Below are 21,532 nucleotides of genomic sequence, written 5' to 3'. Positions count from 1 at the left end.
CCCTACTGCCGCGGGTACGCCGCGATCAGGATCCGGTGCCCATTCTTTTACGCATCATGGCCTCCTGGTGGTCGCGAACCTCCTCGCCGTGCGCCGGCGACGGAACCCACCGGCCGTCGGGTCCGAGCACCCAGCACCGGGTGACGGGATCGAGCGCCGAATCGACGATCTCGCCGATCTGAGCGGTGAGGCGAGGATCCTTCACCTGCGCCATGACCTCGACGCGTCGGTCGAGGTTGCGGTGCATCATGTCTGCGCTGCCGATCCAGTATTCGTCGGCGCCGCGGAAATGAAAGACTCGCGAATGCTCGAGGAAACGGCCGAGGATCGACCGGACGTGGATGTTCTCGCTCAGTCCGGGAACTCCGGGCTTGAGGGCGCAGATGCCACGCACGACGATCTCGACGGGCACACCGGCCTTGGACGCGCGATAGAGCGCGTCGATCACCTGTTCGTCGACCAAGGCGTTGGCCTTCAGGAGGATTCCGGCGTCTTCGCCGCGAAGCTTGCGCGCAATCTCACCGTCGATCCGCTCGATGATTCCCCGGCGCACACCGTACGGCGCGACGAGAAGGTTGCGATACTGCGTCTTCCGTGAGTAGCCGGTGAGCGAATTGAACAGGTCGGTGAGGTCGGCGCCGATCTCCGGTGCCGCGGTGAGCAGACCGATGTCTTCGTACAGCCGGGCCGTCTTCGGGTTGTAGTTGCCGGTGCCGATGTGGCAGTAACGCCTGATGGTGGACCCTTCGCGGCGGACCACGAGGCACGTCTTGCAGTGGGTCTTGAGCCCGACCAGCCCGTACACCACGTGCACACCCGCGTGTTCGAGCTTGCGGGCCCACTTGATGTTCGCCTGCTCGTCGAACCGCGCCTTGATCTCGACCAGTGCCACAACCTGTTTGCCCGCCTCGGCGGCGGTGATCAATGCGTCGACGATGGGGGAGTCGCCGGACGTGCGGTAGAGGGTCTGCTTGATCGCGAGCACCTGCGGGTCGGCGGCTGCCTGCTCGATGAAGCGCTGCACGCTCGTGGAGAACGAGTCGTACGGGTGGTGGACCAGGACGTCGCCGTCGCGGAGAGTCGAGAAGACGCTCTTGGGTGTTTCCCGCTCGCCGAACGCCGGATGCGTTGCGGGCACGAACGGCGCGTCCTTGAGGGCGGGCCGGTCGACCGCGTATACCTGCCAGAGGCACGACAGATCCAGCAGTCCGGGCACCTGGATGACGTCGCCGGGATCGACGTCGAGTTCGCGCAGGAGAAGTTCGAGCATGTGCTCGGTCATGTCGTCCGCGACCTCGAGTCGCACGGGGGAACCGAAGCGGCGGCGCGCCAACTCACGCTCGAGGGCCTGCAGGAGGTCCTCGTCGCGGTCTTCCTCGACCTCGAAATCGGCGTTGCGCGTGATGCGGAAGGCATGGTGCTCGACGATCTCCATGCCCGGGAACAGCATGTCGAGGTGAGCGGAGATCAGATCTTCCAGGGGCAGGAACGCGTCGATGGAGGACGGTGTCTCGTCGCGGCGGACGCGGACGAACCTTCCCACGTTGTCCGGAACCTTGACCCTCGCAAAGTGTTCGCCACCGGTGAGCGCATCCTTCACCGTCACGGCGAGGTTGAGACTCAGGCCGCTGATGTAGGGGAACGGGTGGGCATGATCGACGGCGAGCGGGGTGAGCACGGGGAAGATCTGGTCCTGGAAATGCACCGACAGTCGCTCGCGGTCGTCGTCGGTGAGTTCGTCCCATCCGATGATGGAGATCCCTTCGGCGGCAAGCGCAGGACGAACGGAGTCGAGGAACACCCGTGCGGCCTTCTCCGAGATCTCCTGGGTGCGGGTCGCGATCAGCGAGAGTTGCTCGCGAGGGGAGAGGCCGTCGGCGGATCGCACGGACAGGCCGGTCTCGTCGCGGCGCTTGAGTCCCGCGACCCGGACCATGAAGAACTCGTCCAGATTGGACGCGAAGATGGCGAGGAACTTGGCGCGCTCGAGCAGCGGCAGCGACGTGTCCTCGGCGAGGGCGAGCACCCGGGCGTTGAAATCGAGCCAACTGAGTTCACGGTTGAGGTAACGATCTTCGGGGAGCCCGTCCGTCAACGCGCTCGTGAGGGCACTCGTCGCAGCGGGAGGAGCCATCGGAACGTTCGTGGGGTTGGCAGTGACGATGCCGTCGCCGGTTCCGTTCTTTCCGTCGACGTCGGCCGGGTGATCGAGTGCTTCTCGGTTGCTCACCCCACGATCATCCCTCGAGAATTCGGCCGCGGACAATCGATGGGGCAAATTCACACGGCGTGCGCGGGCTACTCGTTTCCGCAGCGCGAGGGCGCGGTGTGTTCGAGCGCGTCGAGTGCTGCTCGCGTCGCAGGTCCGACGCCGAGAGCCTGCGCGGCATCGAGATCGTCGGCGGTGTCGACGTCGGTCCGCAGCCCCGGCCAGTGGCCGTCGAGAGGACGCGCCCCGGAGTCGAGATGCCGTTTCGCCGATCCCGGTCCGAACCGGGGATCGAGGGGAATCGCCGGGTCGCAGGAGAAGAGCGCGGCCGTTCCGGTGCCGTGATGATCGACGACCACCGACCTGCCGCCGGTTCTCGCCGCGGCGAGTGCTTCGCCGAATTCGCCGCCGCGCAGTGACGGAAGGTCAGCCTGCAGTGCGACGACGTCGACTCCGCTCTCGTTGCGGCGGACGTGCTCGGCCGCCGCGGCCAGGGCCGCGTTGAGACCGTGCTCGGTGCCGCCCTCGTCCGGCCGGCTTTCGGCGGCGACGGGGGCGGGGTCGGCGTAGACGTTCGCGCCGACGCTGCGTGCGAGCCGGGCCACCGCGGGATCCGGCGTGACCACGGTGACACCGACGACTGTCGCGACGTCGCTGACGACGGACAGGGTGTCGCGCAACATCGACAGCACCAGTCCGGTGCGGTCGTTCGTGTCGAAGACGCCCGACAGCCGCGTCTTGGCCGCGTGGAGTTCCTTCACCGCGACGAGTACGTGCGCGCGCGGCGCCACGGATCGGGTCGCTGTGCTCATGCGGATATCTTGCCAGCCCGCGCGGGGTGGTGCGCCGGACGCCCGGATCGCGGCTGAGCAGCGGACGAGTTCGGTAGCGGAGCGGCGCTCGACCTCGGCATCGGCAATACTGTGGGCGACGCATCGGGTAACGAACGACGAGGGGGCTGTGTGAGCAAGGCTGCGGTACTGGGAGCGGGTTCATGGGGGACTGCATTTGCGAAGGTTCTGGCCGACGCCGGGACCGATGTCACCATGTGGGCGCGACGCGCCGAGGTCGCCGAGTCGATCGTGTCGCGGCACGAGAACGAGGACTACCTGCCGGGCATCGCCCTGCCTCCGTCGTTGACCGCAACGGACGACGCGCGGGCCGCGCTCGACGGCGCCGACATCGTCGTCCTCGCGGTGCCGTCGCAGTCGCTGCGCGACAACTTGCAGGTCTGGAGTCCGATGATCCCCGCGAACGCGACGATGCTGAGTCTCGCGAAGGGCATCGAGACCGGCACCCTCATGCGGATGAGTCAGGTGATCATTCAGGTCACCGGCGCAGATCCGGGGCGCGTCGCCGTGCTGTCCGGGCCCAATCTGGCACGGGAGATCGCGATCGGTCAGCCGGCCGCCACGGTCGTCGCGTGCACGGATTCGACGCGGGCGCTGGAACTGCAGAAGGCCTCGGCCACCGGATACTTCCGGCCGTACACGAATTCGGATGTCATCGGGTGCGAGATCGGCGGCGCCTGCAAGAACGTCATCGCCCTCGCTTGCGGTATGGCATCGGGGATCGGTTTGGGCGAGAACACGATTGCGAGCATCATCACTCGCGGTCTCGCCGAGATCATCCGGCTCGGCGTTGCGCTCGGTGCGAAACCCGCCACTCTCGCGGGTCTCGCCGGGGTGGGCGATCTGGTCGCCACGTGCACGTCGCCCCTGTCCCGGAATCGGTCGTTCGGCGAGCGTCTCGGTCAGGGCGGATCGATCGAGAGCGCCCAGGCGGCCACCCACGGTCAGGTCGCCGAGGGTGTCAAATCGTGCTCGTCGGTGCGTGCCCTGGCCGCCAGTTACGACGTCGAGATGCCGCTGACCGATGCGGTGCACCGGGTGTGCCACGAGGGTCTCGTGGTGCAGGACGCGATCGGTCAGTTGCTCGGCCGCCGCACGAAGCCGGAGTGAAGCCGTGAGTGGTGATTCGACCCGATGCGTCAAAGCTGTTGCAGCAGAAAAGATTCCCGGTTCGCCAATGCAGAGGGGTCCGGTCTTCGCGGCGCCCTACCAGCTGAGCGCGGACGAGGGGAGTGAATCCGATACCTATGCGCGCGCCTCCAACCCGGGCTGGCGCGACCTCGAATCGGCACTGGCGACGCTCGAGGGCGCCGCAGGCGCGCTCGTCGTCGGCTCCGGGATGTCGGCGATCACCGTCGTGCTGCGGAGTCTGCTCACCGCAGGCGACACCGTCGTCGCGCCGTCCGACGGCTACTACCAGGTGCGCGCGTACGCGCGGGAGCGTCTGGAGCCGATGGGCATCACCGTGCACGAACTGCGGACCGTCGACATGGCCGGCGAGGCGGCCGACGCACTGCTGGCCTCCGCCGAGGGGACGACGGTCGTGGTGGCCGAGACGCCGGCCAACCCGTCCCTGGACGTGGTGGATCTGCGGATCGTGTCCGAGCAGTGCGCGAACGCGGGCGCCGTTCTCGTGGTGGACAACACGACCGCCACCCCGCTCGGCCAGCAACCGCTCGAGCTGGGTGCAGACGTGGTAGTCGCCAGCGGTACAAAGACTTTGAGCGGACACAGCGATCTGCTCATGGGGTACATCGCCGCGTCGGACGCCGACTTCCTGGCCGGCATGGAACGCGAGAGGGCGCTGTCGGGCACGGTGCTGGGCCCGTTCGAGACGTGGCTCGCCCACCGGAGCCTCGGAACGGCAGGGCTGCGATTCGAGCGGCAATGCGCCAACGCCCTGGCGCTCGCGGCCGTGCTGGAGACGCACCCGGCGGCCCACCGCGTCCGGTACCCGGGGCTGCCCGGTGATCCCGCGCATGCCGTCGCCGCCGGGCAGATGAGCCGCTTCGGCGGGCTGGTGACGTTCGAGGTGGACTCCGCCGAACAGTTCCACCGGCTCGTGGCCGGCAGCGACCTCCTCGTACCGGCGACGAGTTTCGGCGGTATCCACACGACCGCCGACCGCCGGGCCCGATGGGGTGACCCCGTGCCCGACGGGTTCGTGCGGCTCTCCTGTGGAATCGAGGACACCGACGACCTCGTCGCCGATCTCGAGAGCGCATTGTCCGCATTGTGACGTGCGTGCCGCCCGTCGTGTCCTGAGGTTGGCCAAGAAAATTGAGGAGAGGTGGGTGCGGTGAGTGGGTCACGGCGACGGTACGGTTTGTGTCGTGAGTAAACCGCGTACCCGGGTAGCCGTCATTTTCGGTGGCCGCAGCAACGAGCATTCCGTGTCCTGTGTGTCGGCCGGAAGCGTCCTGAGGAACCTCGACCCGGAACGGTACGAGGTGGTGCCGATCGGCATCACCACCGAGGGTTCGTGGGTTCTCGGCTCCACCGACCCCGAGACGCTGTCCATCCGCGGCCGGGCGCTGCCCAGCGTCGATGCCGACGGGTCCGCGCTGGCGCTCACCGCCGATCCGACGCGGTCCGGCGACCTCGTCGCCCTCGACGACGGCGAAGCGGGCAAGATCCTGGCGTCCGTCGATGTCGTCTTCCCGGTCCTGCACGGCGCCTACGGCGAGGACGGCACCATCCAGGGCCTGCTCGAACTCGCCGGTGTCCCGTACGTCGGTCCCGGCGTGCTCGCGAGCGCGGCAGGCATGGACAAGGAATTCACGAAGAAGCTGCTCGCCGCAGAAGGCCTGCCGATCGGGTTCCAGGTCGTCCTGCGTCCCGGCACCGCCACACTGACCGACGAACAGAAGTCCCGCCTCCACCTCCCGGTGTTCGTGAAACCTGCCCGCGGCGGGTCGTCCATCGGCATCACCCGGGTGGCCAACTGGGCCGCACTCGACGACGCCATCACCCATGCCCGCAGGCACGACCCCAAGGTGATCATCGAATCGGGGATCCACGGCCGCGAGGTCGAGTGCGGAGTCCTCGAGTTCCCGGACGGCGAAGTGCGGGCCAGCGTCATCGCCGAGATCCGGATGCCGGAAGGCACCGACGAAGACGACGAGGCGTTCTACGACTTCGACAGCAAATACCTCGACGACGTGTGCGAGTTCGACGTGCCCGCGAAACTCGAGGACTCGGTCAGCGACGAGATCCGCGAACTCGCGGTGCGCGCATTCTCCGCGCTCGACTGCCAGGGACTCGCACGCGTCGACTTCTTCGTCACGGAAGACGGCCCGGTGATCAACGAGATCAACACGATGCCGGGATTCACGTCGATCTCGATGTACCCGCGCATGTGGGACGCGGTGGGCGTCGACTACGGGACCCTCGTCTCGACCCTCGTCGACACCGCCCTCGCGCGCGGCACCGGCCTGCGGTAGCGAAACGGCGGTCCGGCGCTCAGGGATTCGCGACCGGCGCCGGATCGAGCGGCTTCTGCGGCAGCGCCTGCGACACCGCGCCGGAGATGTCCTGGAGCGGCGTCGGGCCGACCCCGGTGGGAACGGTGAGTCCGACGTACACGCCGCGGTCGACGGCGAAATAGCTGCTCGCGTCGATTCCGGCGCTCGCACCGGAGATCTCGAACCACTGCACCCCGTCGATCACCTGCAGCGGTGACGCCTGATCGAACTCCGCGGGACGGTCCAGGCCGCACCGCAGCACGAGGGGTTCGCCCTCGGCAGGCTGCCACGCGGCGGTCGCCTCGGGTGCGGGTTCGGTGAGTTCCGCCCGGGTGTAGTCGCCCAGCGCGTCGGGGAGGCCCGCCATCAGGGCGGCGCACTCCGCGGAACCGGACGCCGGCGCCGGCACGGGCCCCAGCGACACGGGTTCCTTGGCCGGGTTCCGTCCGGCGAAGACCGCGGCGACGACGATGCCGATGATCAGGGCAACGGGCAGTGCCACGGCCGTCGCGATGAGCGCCGGATTCCGTCGCTCCGCGGGAGCCGGGCCGGAAGTGCCGTCGGACGTGTTCTGTTCGGGTTCAGGATCGGACATGCTCAGTTCTTGTTCGCAGACTTTTCGGGGACGTCGCAGGTGAGGGTGCGGGTGATGCCGGCGACCTCACGGATCTCCTTGACGACGGGAGCGACGTCGTCCGCGGATACCCGCACGATGACATCGTACGGTCCGACCACGTCCTCGGCCGTCCGCACTCCGGTGATCTTCGCGATCTCGGTCGCGATCGCCGCAGCCTTGCCGACCTCGGTTTGGATCAGGATGAACGCTTGCACTCTCGCTCCGGCCCTTCCCTGTTCCGCCCCGCAGGTGTCTCGGTAGAGTCGAGGGTGCTTCGGCGCGCTGATCGGTCACGTGCCGAGTAGTCCCGGCAACAGCTAAAAGGTACCGCAGGCGCACATTCCGTCGACCGGACCCACGGCCGTCGCGCGGGTCACCCGACACTACGGCGCGCCTGGAGGCACACCATCACACCGACGGATTCCCCGGACCAGACTCCGCCCCGCACCGTCGCCGACGTCGGCGAATTCGCCGTCATCGGACGAGCGGTGGAGGGTCGGGTGCAGCCCCGGACCACCCTGATCGGACCCGGAGACGACGCCGCCCTCGTCCGCGCGGTCGACGGCCGGGTGGCGGTGTCCGCCGACATGCTGGTGCAGGACAGGCATTTTCGACTCGACTGGTCTTCGCCGCGAGACATCGGTCGCAAGGCGGTGGCCCAGAACGCCGCCGACGTCGCGGCGATGGGTGCGCGACCGACTGCCTTCCTGGTGTCCCTCGGCCTGCCGCCGGACACGCCGATCGACGTGGCGGACGGCATCTCCGCGGCGATCGGGGAGGGCGCCGAGGAACTCGGAGCCGGTGTCGTGGGCGGGGATCTGGTGCAGGCCGGGCAGGTCGTGATTTCCGTCACCGTCCTCGGTGATCTCGGTGGCAGGAGTCCGATCCGGCGGTCGGGCGCGCGGCCGGGTGACGTGGTCGCGGTGGCCGGGGAACTCGGCCGATCGGCCGCCGGTCTCGCGCTGCTGCTCGGCGGATCCACGGACTTCCCCGACCTTCTCGCCGCGCACCGCGTCCCCACCCCGCCGTATGCCGCGGCATGGGCCGCCGCAGACGGCGGTGTTCACGCGATGACCGACATCTCCGACGGGCTCCTCGCCGATCTCGGCCACATCTGCGACGCGTCCGGAGTCGGGATGTCGCTCACCCGATCCGACATGACCGTGTCACCCGAACTGGTGTCCGCGGCGAGGAGTCTCGGCGCCGACCACTGGGAATGGGTGCTCACCGGGGGAGAGGACCACGGCTTCACCGCCACCTTCCCCGCCGACGTCCCGCTCCCGGCGGGGTGGACCCGGATCGGCGTCGTCCACGACGGGTCCGGCATCTCGGTCGACGGCGAGACCTGGCCGGGGGCCGGCGGCTGGCAGAGTTTCGCGGTATAGGTTGCACGCATGGCTATCTACGCGCTCGGGGACCGCGAACCCGACATCCATCCGGACGCCTACGTCCACCCCGACGCCGTGGTGATCGGAAACGTGACCCTGGCGGCGGGAACCTCGGTGTGGCCGCAGGCCGTGCTCCGCGCCGACTACGGCATCATCACCGTCGGCGCCGACACCAACATCCAGGACGGCACCGTGATCCACTGCACGGTGTTCGATCCCACCGTCATCGGCTCGGGATGCGTCGTCGGCCACGCGGCGCACATCGAGGGATCGACGATCGGCGACCACTGCCTGATCGCGTCCGGTTCGATCGTGCTCAACGGTTCGGTCATCGGCGAAGGGTCGATCGTCGGGGCAGGCGCCGTCGTCCCGTTCAAGTTCGAGGTTCCGCCGAGGAGCATGGCGCTCGGCGTCCCCGCGAAGATCCGGCAGAACTACGAGGTCCCCGAGGGGCACCTCGACAGGAACGTGAAGATGTATGCCGCCAACGCGGCCTACTACCGCGAGTCGCTGCGCAGGCTCGACTGATGGCGGCGCCGCTGTCGGACCTCGTCGAGGCCGGATGGGCCGAGGCACTCGAGCCGGTGTCCGGACGGATCACGGAGATGGGCGACTTCCTGCGCGCGGAAATCGCCGACGGTCGTGAGTACCTCCCCGCCGGCGAGAACGTCCTGAGGGCCTTCACCCACCCGTTCTCCGAGGTGAAGGTCCTGATCGTCGGCCAGGACCCGTACCCCACACCCGGTCACGCCGTCGGACTCAGCTTCTCGGTGGCTTCGGAGGTGAGGCCGGTTCCGCGCAGCCTCGGCAACATCTTCACCGAGTACAGCAAGGACCTCGGCTACCAGACGCCGACCACCGGCGACCTCACCCCGTGGTCCCGTCAGGGCGTGCTCCTGCTGAACAGGGTTCTCACCGTGCAGCCGGGACTCCCGGCCTCGCACCGCAAGAAGGGCTGGGAGGCGGTCACCGAACAGGCCATTCGCGCCCTCGTGGCGCGCCCCGAACCCCTCGTCGCGATTCTGTGGGGCCGGGACGCGTCCACCCTGAAACCGATGCTCGGCGACGTGCCGACCATCGAGTCGGCGCACCCCTCACCGTTGTCGGCGTCGCGCGGATTCTTCGGTTCGCGGCCGTTCAGCCGCGCGAACGAACTCCTCGACGGCCTGGGCGCGGAACCGGTGAACTGGCAACTGCCGTAAGCGGCCGCCCGCGGGACGACTCGTACGACTTCGTCAGTCCTGCGCTTCCTTCACCGAAGCGACATCCGCACGTCTCTTCACTTCACCGACGCGACATCTGCACGTCTCTTCACTTCACCGACGCGAAATCGGCACGCCTCTTCTCGATGAACGCGTCGACGCCCTCGCGTCCCACCGGGCTGTCGGCCGCGGCGGCGATCGACTCGGCCTCCGCGTCGAGTTGCTCGGCGAGTGTGCGAGACCGCGAATCGCGCACGAGTGTCTTGATCCCCGAGTACGACGACGTCGGGCCTGCCGCGAGGGTGCGGGCGAGCCGGAGCGCCTCGTCCTGGACGACGTCGTCGCCGACGAGGCGGCTGAGGATGCCGAGGCGGACGGCCTCGTCACCACTGAGAACGGCGTCGGTGATCAGGATCTCCCGCGCACGGGCGTCGCCGACGATGCGTGGGAGCGTCCAGGACATGCCGCCGTCCGGCGTGTAGCCGATCGACGGGTAGGCGGGGCGCAGCTTGGTGCCGGGGCCGCCGATCGCGACGTCCGTGAGGCAGACGAGGCTCATGCCTGCGCCCGCCGCCCAGCCGTGGACACCGGCGATCACCGGAACGGTCACGGCGTCGAGCGCCCGGACGAAGGCGTGGAAGACGCCCGCCACCTCGGCGACGCACTCGCTGCGCACCGGTGCGGACGCGAAGGCGCGGACATTGCCGCCCGCGCAGAAGTTCGGGCCCTCACCGACGAGGAGGACGCTGCCGATCCGGTCACCGACCGCTTCGAGTGCGCGAGCACCCTGCACCAGACCCTCGCCGTCCAGCGAGGTGCCGTTCTCCGCCGTCGCAATCGTGACGCGCAGGACGCCGTCTTCGAGCTGTACTTTGCTGAATCCATCGAGAGAAGTCACCGTTGCACCTTACGTGGGCCCCTGCCGGTGCTCGACGTGCCCCGATGCGCTGCGACGATGCCGAATCGGGCCGTCAGTCGCGACAGAAAAGAACTGCGCCCCCGACACCGAAGTGTCGGGGGCGCAGTGACATCGCACGCAGCGTCGGGTCAGCCCCGAGCAACCTTTCCAGCCTTCAGGCAGGACGTGCAGACGTTGACCTTCCGGGTGTTTCCGGGGGCAACCTCGGCACGAACAGTCTGAATGTTCGGGTTCCAGCGACGGTTGGTACGCCGGTGCGAGTGCGAGACCGACTTACCGAAGCCGGGCCCCTTGGCGCATACGTCGCAGACGGCAGCCATAGTCGCGAACTCCTTCAAGATAGTGAACTGTGAAATTTGCTGGCCTCGTGGAAACAGGGCACAGCAAGTGCGCCCGTAACGAGGCAACCGTGCAAGAGTAGCCGCTCGAGTGGGGAATGGCCAAACCCGGTCCCGAACGGCTCGGACCGCGGGCCCGATCACCGTCCCCCGACTAGTCTGGCGGCACCTTCCCATTCCCCGGCCGGAGAGGACGACAGTGGCCCCTGAGCTCCCGATGGACGGTCGAGTCCTCGAGTCGTGGGCGCGGACCGCCGTCGCCGGACTGGAACGGCGGTGCGAGGAGATCAACAGCCTCAACGTCTTTCCGATCCCGGACTCGGACACGGGCACCAACCTGCTGTTCACGATGCGTGCGGCGCTGGGTGCGATCGACGAGTACGCGGGCGCCGACGGTGGCACCAAGGACGTCCGGCAGGTGGCGATCGCCCTGGCGCGGGGTGCGGTCGCCGGCGCGCGCGGGAACTCCGGGGTGATCCTGTCCCAGGTGCTGCGGGGGGTCGCGGAAGCGGCTGTCGCCTCGGCCGTGGACACCCGGACGGTCCGGACCGGACTGCTGATGGCCACCAACCTGGTGACGGACGCGGTGAGCTACCTGGTGGAGGGGACCATCGTCACCGTGCTGCGCTGCGCCGCCGACGCGGCGGCGGAGTTCCCGGACGAGGCGCCGATCGCGGACACCGCGCGGGCGGCAGCCGACGCGGCGGCCGCCGCGCTCACCAGGACACCGTCGCAACTCGAGGTGCTGGGCACTGCAGGCGTCGTCGATGCGGGCGGGCTCGGACTCGTGGTGATCCTCGACGCGCTCGTCACCGCCGTGACGGGTGCGCCGCCGGATCGTCCGCCGATTGCACTCCACGTTCCGCGGCGCACCCCGTCTGCGCGGCGCGCCGAACCCGTGTCCGTCGCCGCGCCGCAGGCAGCGCACGCGCACCCGGGACCCGGACCCGACTGCGACGAGGGCGCGGACCAGGACTTCGAGGTGATGTACCTGGTCGCGGAGTCCGACGAGGCCCGGATGGCGGGGCTGCGCAGCGCGCTGAACGACCTCGGGGACTCGATCGTGATCGTCGGCGACGGCGGTGGCGGCTGGTCGGTGCACGTGCACTGCACGGACGCGGGCGCGGCCGTGGAAGCCGGACTCGCGGCGGGTCGCATCCACGGAATCCGGGTCAGCAGTTTCCTCGTGGACGCGCGGGACCAGGGGCTGCTCTTTCCGCCGGTCCGCACCCGGCCCGATCAGGGCGAGCGGGGAATCGTCGCCGTCGTGGCCGGGGACGGCGCCGCCGAACTGTTCGCGAGCGAGGGCGCGACTATCCTGCGCTGCGACGACGCCCCCGTCACCCGCGCCCAGCTCCTCGGCGTCATCCGGCAGATGGGACGCACCGAGGTGCTCGTCCTCCCCAACGGCGCGCTGACGGCGCAGGAACTCGTCGCGGTCAGCGCCGCGGCGCGCGACGCCCGGCACGAGGTCCTGCTGCTCGCGACGTCCGCGATGGTGCAGGGACTCGCCTCCCTGGCGGTGCACGATCCCGGGCGCGAGGCGGTGGACGACGCCTTCGCGATGTCCGAGGCCGCCGCCGCCACCCGCTGGGGGTCGCTGCGGATCGCCCGCGAACGTGCCCTCACCTACGTGGGCACCTGCGAACCGGGCGACGGCATCGGACTGATGGGTCACGAGGTGATCGTCATCGAACCGGACGCGGTCGCCGCCGGGCGACGGCTCGTCGACCTCGTCCTCGGGGCGGGTGGAGAACTGGTGACACTCCTGATGGGCTCGGAAGCGCCCGAGGGGCTCGACACCGAACTGGCCGATCACATCTCGCAGCGGCACCCCGGCGTCGAGGTGATGATCTACCACGGAGGACAACCTGGAGATCTGTTGCAACTCGGGGTGGAATGAGGAATTCGATGGCCACATTGTCCGACCGGCTCGATCATCTGCTGGGGAAGAAGACAGCCGATGCGCTCGAGGAGGCGTTCGACATCCGCACGGTCGAGGACCTGCTGCGGCACTACCCGCACCGGTACGCCTCCCAGGGCCGGGAACTCGCCGAGAAGGACCCGCCGGAGGGCGAGCACATCACGATCATCGCCCGGGTCACGTCCGCGGCCGTCGTGAAGATGAAGAACCGGCCGGGCAGCATGCTCAAGGTGGTCCTGTCGACCGACACCCAGAACGTGGACGTCACCTTCTTCAGCCCGCAGAAGGTCAAGCACGTGATCAAGCCCGGCGTGCGCGCGATGTTCTCGGGAACGGTGAAGTACTTCCGCAGCAAATGGAGCCTCACCCACCCCAGCTACCTCGTCCTTCCCGAACCGCGCGCGGGCAGCGAGGACCCCGTCGTGAACGTCGGCCGGATCCGCGGCGCCGGGGACCTCGCGGGCATCGCCCGGGCGTCACAGGAAGCCGGAGCCGGGGTCGACATGTCGGTGTTCGACCGCGCGCTGATCCCGCTCTACCCCGCCACCCGGGATGTGGAGAGCTGGACGATCATGAAATGCGTCCGCCAGATCCTGGACCAGCTCGACCGCGTCGACGACCCGCTACCGGAGAACATCAGGGCCGAACGGGACCTGATCGGACTCGACGAAGCCCTGCGGTCGGTCCATCTGCCCGACACCCGCGAGGACGTCGAGAACGCCCACGACCGACTGCGGTTCGACGAGGCGACCGCGCTGCAACTGGTGCTCGCCCGTCGCCGCCACGACAACGCCGAGCGGGTCGCACCGGCGTGCCCGCCCGTGCCCGGTGGGATCGCGGACGTGTTCGAGAGCATGCTCCCGTTCCAGCTCACCGACGGTCAGCACTCGGTCGCCGACGAGATCTCCGCCGATCTGGCGCAACCGCACCCGATGAGCAGGCTGCTGCAGGGTGAGGTCGGTTCGGGCAAGACGATCGTGGCCCTGCGCGCCATGCTGCAGGTGGTCGACGCCGGCTACCAGTGCGCGCTGCTCGCACCCACCGAGATACTCGCCACGCAGCACGCCCGGTCGCTGCGGGCGATGCTCGGCTCCCTCGCGACCGCCGGTGAACTCGGCGCGCACGAGAAGGCGACGCGGGTGGCGCTGCTGACGGGGTCGATGGGCGTTGCCGCCAAACGGACGGCCATGAACGAGGCGATCACCGGCGACGCCGGAATCGTCATCGGGACGCACGCCCTCATTCAGGACAACGTCGAATTCTTCAACCTCGGGATGGTGGTCGTCGACGAGCAGCACCGGTTCGGTGTCGAGCAGCGTGACCGGCTGCGGTCGAGGGCGCGGGAGGGCCTGAGCCCGCACCTGCTGGTGATGACGGCGACGCCGATTCCCCGCACCATCGCGATGACGGTGCTCGGCGATCTGGAGGTGTCGACGCTGCGCCAGCTGCCGAAGGGGCGTTCCCCGATCAAGAGCAGTGTGGTACCCGCGTCCCAGAAGCCGCAGTGGGTCGCGCGGGCGTGGGAACGGATCCGCGAGGACGTGGCCGACGGGCGGCAGGCGTACGTGGTGTGCTCACGGATCGGCGACGGCGAGAAGGGCGACGGTGAGGACACGTTCGACGAGAAGGCGCCCGAGACGAAGTCCGCCGTCGACGTGTTCGAGGAACTGAGCGGCGACATCATGGCCGACCTGCGGGTGGGACTGCTGCACGGCAGGCTGCCCGCGGACGAGAAGGACGCGGTGATGCGCGACTTCACGGCCGGAGACATCGACGTCCTCGTGTGCACCACGGTGGTGGAGGTCGGCGTCGACGTCCCCAACGCGACGATCATGGTGATCGTCGACGCGGACCGGTTCGGTGTCAGTCAGCTGCACCAGCTGCGCGGCCGCGTCGGCCGCGGCAAACACCAGGGGCTCTGCATTCTCGTCACCGAAATGAACCCGGGCGGCCCCGCCTACGAGCGACTGTCGAACGTGGCGTCGACCAACGACGGCTTCGAACTCGCGCAACTCGACCTCGCCACCCGCCGCGAGGGCGACATCCTCGGTGCGGCGCAGTCGGGCACGACGTCCACGCTGCGGCTGTTGTCGCTGCTCGGCCACGAGGACGTCATCGCGGCGGCGTCCGAGTTCGCGCGGTCGGTGATCGCCGACGATCCGCGGCTCGAAAATCACCCGGGGCTGTCGGCGATGGTGACGTCGGCGCTCGACGCCGACCGCATCGAATATTTGGAGAAAACGTGAGAACTTCGCACGTCTGTTTCGGGTCTGTTGCAGAATTCGCACACGTCAGGGGCGTCTTTGTGAAGTTTGTGGAGAATCTTGCAATGTGGGATGCCTGTTCTCCACGGCCGTCTTCGGCGGGGTAGTTTGCTCCAATGTTCTCCAAAGTCCTGGTCGCCAACCGTGGCGAAATTGCGATCCGCGCTTTCCGTGCCGCCTACGAACTAGGTGCTGGAACGGTTGCGGTGTTCCCGTACGAGGATCGGAACTCGATCCACCGTCTGAAGGCCGATGAGAGTTATCAGATCGGCGAGGAGGGACACCCGGTTCGGGCGTACCTCTCCGTCGATGAGATCGTCTCCGCGGCCAAGCAGGCAGGCGCCGACGCCATCTACCCCGGCTACGGCTTCCTTTCCGAGAACCCGGATCTCGCCGCCGCGTGCGCCGAGGCGGGCATCACGTTCGTCGGTCCCTCCGCCGAGGTGCTCGAGCTCACCGGCAACAAGGCACGCGCGATCGCCGCGGCGAAGGCTGCCGGTCTGCCGGTGCTGGCGTCGTCGCAGCCGTCCGCCGATGTGGACGAGTTGCTGGCCGCGGCCGAGACCATGCAGTTCCCGCTGTTCGTGAAGGCCGTCGCCGGCGGCGGTGGCCGCGGCATGCGCCGGGTCGCCGAGCGCGCGCAGCTGAAGGAGTCCATCGAGGCCGCTGCCCGCGAGGCCGAATCGGCGTTCGGTGATCCGACGGTGTTCCTCGAGCAGGCCGTCGTCGACCCGCGGCACATCGAGGTCCAGATCCTGGCCGACGGTCAGGGCAACGTCATCCACCTGTTCGAGCGGGACTGCTCGCTGCAGCGTCGCCACCAGAAGGTCATCGAACTAGCACCGGCCCCGAACCTTCCGGAAGAGCTGCGGGCGAAGATCTGCGCAGACGCCGTCGCGTTCGCGAAGGAGATCAACTACTCCTGTGCGGGCACCGTCGAGTTCCTCCTCGACACCCGCGGCAACCACGTGTTCATCGAGATGAACCCGCGCATCCAGGTCGAGCACACCGTCACCGAAGAGGTCACCGACGTCGACCTCGTGCAGTCGCAGCTGCGGATCGCGTCGGGGGAGACCCTCGCCGATCTGGGCCTGAGCCAGGACAAGATCAAGCTCCGCGGTGCGGCGTTGCAGTGCCGCATCACCACCGAGGACCCGGCCAACGGGTTCCGTCCGGACACCGGCCGGATCACCGCGTACCGCACACCGGGCGGTGCGGGCATCCGTCTCGACGGCGGTGCCACCCTCGGCGCCGAGGTGGGCGCGTACTTCGATTCGATGCTCGTCAAGCTCACCTGCCGCGGCCGCGACCTCGAAACCGCCGTGGCCCGGGCCCGCCGCGCGGTCACCGAGTTCCGCATCCGCGGCGTGTCGACGAACATCCCGTTCCTGCAGGCCGTGCTCGACGACCCCGATTTCAAGGCGGGACGGGTCACCACCTCGTTCATCGAGGAGCGCCCCGAGCTGCTCACGCTGCGCAGCTCCGCCGACCGTGGCACGAAGATCCTGTCCTACCTCGCCGACGTGACGGTCAACAAGCCGCACGGCGAGCGGCCGTCGTCGGTGTACCCGCGCGACAAGCTGCCCCAGATCGATCTGTCCGCCCCGCCGCAGGACGGCAGCCGCCAGAAGCTCCTCGCCCTCGGGCCGGAGGGATTCGCCAAGGCACTGCGGGAGCAGAAGGCGCTCGCGGTCACCGAGACCACGTTCCGCGACGCCCACCAGTCGCTGCTCGCGACCCGCGTGCGCACCAGCGGTCTGCTCGACGTCGCCGGGCATGTCGCCCGGATGACGCCGGAACTGCTCTCGATCGAGGCGTGGGGCGGTGCCACCTACGACGTGGCGTTGCGGTTCCTGCACGAGGACCCCTGGTACCGGTTGTCGGCGCTGCGTGAGGCCGTGCCCAACATCTGCCTGCAGATGCTGCTGCGCGGCCGGAACACCGTCGGGTACACCCCGTACCCGGAGAAGGTGACGCGGGCGTTCGTCGAGGAGGCCACCAACAGCGGCATCGATATCTTCCGCATCTTCGACGCCCTCAACAACGTCGACCAGATGCGGCCGGCCATCGACGCGGTCCGCGAGACCGGCACCTCGGTCGCCGAGGTGGCCCTGTCATACACCGGCGACTTGTCGAACCCGAACGAGAAGCTGTACACCCTCGACTACTACCTGCGCCTGGCGGAGGAGATCGTCGAGGCCGGTGCGCACATCATCGCGATCAAGGACATGGCCGGACTGCTCCGCGCCCCGGCCGCCACCACCCTGGTGACCGCGCTGCGCAAGAACTTCGACCTGCCCGTGCACGTGCACACCCACGACACCCCGGGCGGACAGCTCGCGACGTACCTGGCCGCATGGCAGGCCGGCGCGGACGCCGTCGACGGCGCCTCGGCCGCCCTGGCCGGCACCACCAGCCAGCCGGCGTTGTCGGCGATCGTGGCTGCGGCGGCGCACTCGGAGCACGACACCGGCCTGGATCTGCAGGCGGTGTGCGACCTCGAGCCGTACTGGGAGGCGCTCCGCAAGGTCTACGCCCCGTTCGAGTCCGGGCTGCCCGCCCCCACCGGGCGCGTCTACACGCACGAGATCCCGGGCGGTCAGCTGTCGAACCTGCGCACGCAGGCCGTGGCCCTCGGGCTCGGCGACAAGTTCGAGGAGGTCGAGGCCAAGTACGCGGCCGCCGACCGGATGCTCGGCCGCCTTGTGAAGGTCACGCCGTCGTCGAAGGTGGTCGGCGACCTCGCCCTGCACCTCGTCGGCTCCGGTGCCTCCACCGAGGAGTTCAAGGAGAACCCCGCGAAGTTCGACCTCCCCGACTCGGTGGTCGGGTTCCTGCGCGGCGAACTGGGCACCCCGCCCGGTGGCTGGCCGGAGCCGTTCCGCACCCGGGCGCTCGAGGGCCGCGGTGACGCCAAGCCCGAGGTACCGCTGTCCGCGGAGGACGAGAAGGCCCTCGCCGGCACGTCCGCGGAACGCCGCGCGACGCTGAACCGGCTGCTGTTCCCCGGCCCGACGAAGGAATTCCTCGAGCACCGGGAAAAGTACGGCGACACCTCGCAGCTGTCGGCGAACCAGTTCTTCTACGGTTTGCGCCGCGGCGACGAGCACCGGGTCCGTCTCGCGCAGGGTGTCGAGCTGCTCATCGGGCTCGAGGCCATCTCCGAACCCGACGAGCGGGGCTACCGCACCGTCATGGCCATCCTCAACGGGCAGTTGCGTCCGGTGTCGGTGCGTGACCGGTCGATCTCGAGTGAGATCCCCGCCGCGGAGAAGGCCGACAAGAACAACCCCGGCCACGTGGCGGCGCCGTTCGCCGGTGTGGTGACCCTCGCGGTCAGCGAGGGCCAGCACGTCGCCGCAGGGGACACGATCGCCACCATCGAGGCCATGAAGATGGAAGCGGCCATCACCGCACCCCGCGGTGGCACCGTCACCCGGCTGGCCATCGGATCGGTCCAGCAGGTGGAGGGCGGCGACCTCCTCGCCGTCGTGGCGACGGGGGAGTCCGCGAGCGAGTGACTCGGATCATCGCGGGACTCGCAGGCGGTCGACGCCTGCGGGTCCCGCCGAGCGGGACCCGGCCCACCTCGGACCGGGTCCGCGAGGCATTGTTCAGCGCGCTGCACAGCAGGATGGACCTCGAGGGCGCGTCCGTCCTCGATCTCTACGCGGGCTCGGGGGCGCTCGGCCTCGAGGCGCTGTCCCGGGGTGCGGATCGCGTCGTCCTCGTCGAAGCCGACTCGAAGGCGGCGGGCGTCATCAAGCACAACGTGGCGACGGTCGGTCTGCCCGGCGCGGAAGTCCGCGGCGCCCCGGTGGCTGCGGTGCTCGCGGGCACCGCCGACCGGCCGTATGACCTGGTGATGGCGGATCCGCCGTACGCCGTCGACGATGCGGCGGTGCAGACGGTCCTCGGTCACCTGCGGGTCAACGGCTGGGTCGGTGACGGCTCGATCGTGGTGCTCGAGCGGTCGTCGAGGTCGCCCGAGACGGCCTGGCCCGACGGCTTCGCGCCCGTCAAGGCGAAGAAGTACGGCGAGGCGAGAATCGAGTTGGCAACCTGCTACGGTCTGGACTCATGACTGGCGCTGTCTGCCCCGGATCCTTCGACCCTGTGACCAATGGCCACCTTGACGTGATCGGCAGAGCTGCCGCGCAGTTCGACGAGGTCATCGTGACGGTCATGGTCAACAAGAACAAGCGTGGCCTCTTCACCGTCGAGGAACGCATCGAGATGCTCGAAGACTCGACCGCTGATCTGCCCAACGTGCGGGTCTCCTCCTGGCACGGCCTGCTGGTGGATTACGCCAAGCAGCAAGGGATCACGGCGATCGTGAAGGGCCTTCGCGGTGCCAACGACTTCGACTACGAGCTGCAGATGGCGCAGATGAACCAGAAGCTCAGTGGTGTCGACACCCTCTTCATCCCGACCAACCCCACCTACAGCTACCTGTCGAGTTCGCTCGTGAAGGAAGTGGCCACCTTCGGTGGCGACGTCTCCGACATGCTCCCCGAGAAGGTGCACGCCCGCCTTCTCACGAGGATCGCCGAGCGCGCCGCCGAGAGCAGCTGATACCCGACACACCGGCTGCCAGGACCCACCCGCGGCGTCCTGTCGTGCAGACTTGCACGAGGAAGGCTGCGCCGACCTGCTGAGGGTCACGGACGATTGGGGTTGCTTGTGTACCGGGTTTTCGAGGCGCTCGACGAACTTGTCGCGATTGTCGAAGAGGCGCGCGGCGTACCGATGACCGCCGGCTGCGTGGTTCCCCGCGGCGACGTCCTCGAACTGCTGGACGACGTGCGCGATGCGATTCCCGGTGAACTCGACGACGCCCAGGACGTCCTGGACCACAAGGACAAGCTGGTGGGGGACGCCCGCGCCAATGCGGAGAAGACCGTCTCCAGCGCCAACGCCGAAGCGAACTCCACCATCGAGAACGCCCGCGACGACGCCGACCGCATCCTGGCGGACGCGAAGGCGCAGGCCGACCGGATGGTGGCCGAGGCCCGCGCGCACGCCGAGCAGTTGGTCGCGGACGCGCGCGCCGAGGCCGAGTCCTCCGTCGCCGAAGGCCGGCGTGAGTACGACGCACTCACTGGTCGGGCGCGGTCCGAGGCCGATCGCATGATCGAGTCGGGCAAGGCGTCCTACGAGAGGTCCGTCGCGGAGGGCACGGCCGAGCAGGCGCGGCTCGTCTCGCAGACGGAGGTCGTCCAGGCGGCGCACGCCGAGTCGGCGCGGGTGATCGACTCCGCGCACGCCGAATCGGATCGTCTCCGCTCGGACTGCGACCTGTACGTCGACACGAAGCTCGCGGAGTTCGAGGACTTCCTCAACGGCACCGTCCGGTCCGTGGGGCGGGGTCGTCAGCAGTTGCGGACGGGTTCGGGTGTTCCCGACTACGCCTCCGACTACGACGTCGACGACCGCCGCGCCGAGCGTCGCCGCTGAGCGTCCGAACTCCCGATCGAATTTGGCTCCGCCGCGCTCATTGCGTATCGTGGAGTGGTTGCCCTTTGTCGTTTCCCTTTTCTCGAAAGTGAAGTTTGTTGTCATCCCATCGCCACAGCTCATCGCGTTCCCGCCGGGACGCGGACTTCGTGCTGGACACGGTCAAACTCGGCCGGCGTCCCGGTTCGATGCGCACCGTGGAACGGGTGGTGACGGCGCCACGGCGTATCGGTCTCGACCTGATCGCCATCGAGGAAGGATCGGAGATCGATCTGGATCTCCGGTTGGAGGCCGTATCCGAGGGGGTCCTGGTCACCGGTTCGTTGCGAGCCGACACCGTCGGGGAGTGCTCGAGATGTCTCGAGCCGTTCTCCGACGCGGTGGACCTGACTCTCACGGAACTGTTCGCGTACCCGGACAGCGCCACGGAAGAGACCACGGAGGAGGGGGAGGTCTATCACGTCGTCGACGACGAGATCGACCTCGAACCCGTCGTGATCGACGCCGTCGGCCTCGCACTGCCGTTGCAGCCGCTCTGCAGTGACGACTGCCAAGGATTGTGCCCAGAATGTGGCGTTCGCCTGGCGATTGCCGAATCTGGCCACGGGCATGACATACTTGATCCTCGCTGGGCTGGTCTTGCAGCCAAATTTGGCGTGGATTCGGAACCCAGCAAGAATCTTGTGAACAACGAAGCCGAGGAGAAGTAGAAGTGGCTGTCCCCAAGCGCAGAATGTCGCGATCCAACACGAGGTCGCGTCGCAGCCAGTGGAAGACCACTGTGCCTACCCTCGTCACCTGCCCCAACCGTGGCTGCGGCGAGAAGACGCTGCCCCACGTCGCGTGCCCGTCGTGTGGCACATACAAGGGCCGCCAGGTCACTGCCGCCGTCTAGTTCTC

The 21,532-nt window shown here is 68.6% G+C and carries 20 protein-coding genes; 14 read left to right on the top strand and 6 right to left on the bottom strand.

Annotated features, from left to right (window positions below; translation table 11 throughout):
• Positions 1-25: 25 nt before the first annotated feature.
• Both CA951_RS09315 and cofC read right to left on the bottom strand, forming a co-directional pair.
• Positions 26-2,230 carry an RNA degradosome polyphosphate kinase gene (locus CA951_RS09315; protein ID WP_087556564.1) on the bottom strand — a complete coding sequence of 735 codons (2,205 nt, stop codon included), beginning with the start codon at positions 2,228-2,230 and terminating at the stop codon, positions 26-28.
• Between the two features lie 68 nt (positions 2,231-2,298).
• Positions 2,299-3,000 (bottom strand): 2-phospho-L-lactate guanylyltransferase, encoded by a 702-nt coding sequence (cofC, locus tag CA951_RS09310; RefSeq protein WP_373413655.1) that lies wholly within the window; start codon positions 2,998-3,000, stop codon positions 2,299-2,301.
• A 171-nt stretch (positions 3,001-3,171) separates the two neighbouring features.
• Here cofC and CA951_RS09305 point away from each other — a divergent pair, with 171 nt between their 5' ends.
• From CA951_RS09305 to CA951_RS09295, 3 genes are all read left to right on the top strand, one after another.
• Positions 3,172-4,170, top strand: coding sequence for an NAD(P)H-dependent glycerol-3-phosphate dehydrogenase (locus tag CA951_RS09305; RefSeq protein ID WP_072937764.1), 999 nt, complete (start codon positions 3,172-3,174; stop codon positions 4,168-4,170).
• 4 nt (positions 4,171-4,174) lie between these two features.
• The gene (locus CA951_RS09300; RefSeq protein ID WP_087556562.1) at positions 4,175-5,299 is read left to right on the top strand and encodes a cystathionine gamma-lyase; all 1,125 of its coding nucleotides are present in this window, start codon (positions 4,175-4,177) and stop codon (positions 5,297-5,299) included.
• Positions 5,300-5,393: 94 nt separating this feature from the next.
• A complete protein-coding gene (locus tag CA951_RS09295) occupies positions 5,394-6,503 on the top strand; it encodes a D-alanine--D-alanine ligase family protein (protein ID WP_087556763.1) in 1,110 nt (369 codons plus the stop codon).
• Positions 6,504-6,522: 19 nt separating this feature from the next.
• Here the strand turns inward: CA951_RS09295 and CA951_RS09290 are convergent, their stop codons facing one another.
• A complete protein-coding gene (locus CA951_RS09290; protein ID WP_087556561.1) occupies positions 6,523-7,119 on the bottom strand; it encodes a DUF3515 domain-containing protein in 597 nt (198 codons plus the stop codon).
• A gap of 2 nt (positions 7,120-7,121) precedes the next feature.
• A complete protein-coding gene (locus tag CA951_RS09285) occupies positions 7,122-7,355 on the bottom strand; it encodes an Lrp/AsnC ligand binding domain-containing protein (protein WP_087556560.1) in 234 nt (77 codons plus the stop codon).
• Positions 7,356-7,547: 192 nt separating this feature from the next.
• Between CA951_RS09285 and CA951_RS09280 the strand changes: the two genes are divergently transcribed.
• The 3 genes from CA951_RS09280 to CA951_RS09270 are packed head-to-tail and all read left to right on the top strand — an operon-like array spanning position 7,548 to position 9,730.
• Positions 7,548-8,525: a thiamine-phosphate kinase gene (locus CA951_RS09280; RefSeq protein ID WP_087556559.1), complete on the top strand. Its 978-nt coding sequence runs from the start codon at positions 7,548-7,550 to the stop codon at positions 8,523-8,525.
• 9 nt (positions 8,526-8,534) lie between these two features.
• Entirely contained in the window at positions 8,535-9,056 is a 522-nt protein-coding gene (locus CA951_RS09275; RefSeq protein WP_087556558.1) for a gamma carbonic anhydrase family protein, read from the top strand.
• The gene (locus CA951_RS09270; RefSeq protein WP_179220163.1) at positions 9,053-9,730 is read left to right on the top strand and encodes a uracil-DNA glycosylase; all 678 of its coding nucleotides are present in this window, start codon (positions 9,053-9,055) and stop codon (positions 9,728-9,730) included. Before CA951_RS09275 ends, CA951_RS09270 begins: the two co-directional genes overlap by 4 nt.
• Positions 9,731-9,839: 109 nt before the next feature.
• Here the strand turns inward: CA951_RS09270 and CA951_RS09265 are convergent, their stop codons facing one another.
• Together CA951_RS09265 and rpmB are read right to left on the bottom strand one after the other, a co-directional pair.
• On the bottom strand, positions 9,840-10,628 hold the full coding sequence (locus tag CA951_RS09265; RefSeq protein WP_087556556.1) for an enoyl-CoA hydratase/isomerase family protein: 789 nt from the start codon (positions 10,626-10,628) through the stop codon (positions 9,840-9,842).
• Positions 10,629-10,777: 149 nt separating this feature from the next.
• Positions 10,778-10,969: a 50S ribosomal protein L28 gene (gene rpmB, locus CA951_RS09260; protein WP_005240429.1), complete on the bottom strand. Its 192-nt coding sequence runs from the start codon at positions 10,967-10,969 to the stop codon at positions 10,778-10,780.
• 235 nt (positions 10,970-11,204) lie between these two features.
• Between rpmB and CA951_RS09255 the strand changes: the two genes are divergently transcribed.
• From CA951_RS09255 to rpmF, 8 genes are all read left to right on the top strand, one after another.
• Positions 11,205-12,890, top strand: coding sequence for a DAK2 domain-containing protein (locus CA951_RS09255; RefSeq protein WP_087556555.1), 1,686 nt, complete (start codon positions 11,205-11,207; stop codon positions 12,888-12,890).
• A gap of 8 nt (positions 12,891-12,898) precedes the next feature.
• Positions 12,899-15,157, top strand: a complete 2,259-nt coding sequence (gene recG, locus CA951_RS09250; protein WP_087556554.1) for an ATP-dependent DNA helicase RecG — start codon at positions 12,899-12,901, stop codon at positions 15,155-15,157.
• Positions 15,158-15,291: 134 nt separating this feature from the next.
• The gene (locus CA951_RS09245; RefSeq protein ID WP_087556553.1) at positions 15,292-18,696 is read left to right on the top strand and encodes a pyruvate carboxylase; all 3,405 of its coding nucleotides are present in this window, start codon (positions 15,292-15,294) and stop codon (positions 18,694-18,696) included.
• Positions 18,693-19,259: a 16S rRNA (guanine(966)-N(2))-methyltransferase RsmD gene (gene rsmD / locus CA951_RS09240; RefSeq protein ID WP_087556552.1), complete on the top strand. Its 567-nt coding sequence runs from the start codon at positions 18,693-18,695 to the stop codon at positions 19,257-19,259. The genes CA951_RS09245 and rsmD overlap by 4 nt, the downstream gene beginning before the upstream one ends.
• The gene (coaD, locus tag CA951_RS09235; protein WP_015890262.1) at positions 19,256-19,750 is read left to right on the top strand and encodes a pantetheine-phosphate adenylyltransferase; all 495 of its coding nucleotides are present in this window, start codon (positions 19,256-19,258) and stop codon (positions 19,748-19,750) included. The genes rsmD and coaD overlap by 4 nt, the downstream gene beginning before the upstream one ends.
• Before the next feature lie 108 nt (positions 19,751-19,858).
• A complete protein-coding gene (locus CA951_RS09230; protein WP_087556551.1) occupies positions 19,859-20,632 on the top strand; it encodes a DivIVA domain-containing protein in 774 nt (257 codons plus the stop codon).
• Positions 20,633-20,781: 149 nt separating this feature from the next.
• Complete coding sequence (locus tag CA951_RS09225) at positions 20,782-21,342, top strand: DUF177 domain-containing protein (RefSeq protein WP_087556550.1); 561 nt, start codon at positions 20,782-20,784, stop codon at positions 21,340-21,342.
• Positions 21,343-21,344: 2 nt separating this feature from the next.
• On the top strand, positions 21,345-21,527 hold the full coding sequence (gene rpmF, locus CA951_RS09220) for a 50S ribosomal protein L32 (RefSeq protein ID WP_005240446.1): 183 nt from the start codon (positions 21,345-21,347) through the stop codon (positions 21,525-21,527).
• The last annotated feature ends 5 nt before the right edge of the window (positions 21,528-21,532 follow it).

The sequence above is a fragment of the Rhodococcus sp. NCIMB 12038 genome (assembly GCF_002165735.1).
Taxonomy (GTDB): Bacteria; Actinomycetota; Actinomycetes; order Mycobacteriales; family Mycobacteriaceae; genus Rhodococcus_F.
Note: the sequence above shows the minus strand (reverse complement) of the source record. Positions and strands in the feature narration are given on the sequence as shown.

What these genes read in the sequence shown, in the direction of transcription:
- CA951_RS09290 (WP_087556561.1), bottom strand. Translation starts at nt 7,119, where the DNA reads ATGTCCGATCCTGAACCCGAACAGAACACGTCCGACGGCACTTCCGGC.
- CA951_RS09275 (WP_087556558.1), top strand. Translation starts at nt 8,535, where the DNA reads ATGGCTATCTACGCGCTCGGGGACCGCGAACCCGACATCCATCCGGAC.
- rpmB (WP_005240429.1), bottom strand. Translation starts at nt 10,969, where the DNA reads ATGGCTGCCGTCTGCGACGTATGCGCCAAGGGGCCCGGCTTCGGTAAG.
- CA951_RS09255 (WP_087556555.1), top strand. Translation starts at nt 11,205, where the DNA reads ATGGACGGTCGAGTCCTCGAGTCGTGGGCGCGGACCGCCGTCGCCGGA.
- recG (WP_087556554.1), top strand. Translation starts at nt 12,899, where the DNA reads ATGGCCACATTGTCCGACCGGCTCGATCATCTGCTGGGGAAGAAGACA.
- CA951_RS09245 (WP_087556553.1), top strand. Translation starts at nt 15,292, where the DNA reads ATGTTCTCCAAAGTCCTGGTCGCCAACCGTGGCGAAATTGCGATCCGC.
- coaD (WP_015890262.1), top strand. Translation starts at nt 19,256, where the DNA reads ATGACTGGCGCTGTCTGCCCCGGATCCTTCGACCCTGTGACCAATGGC.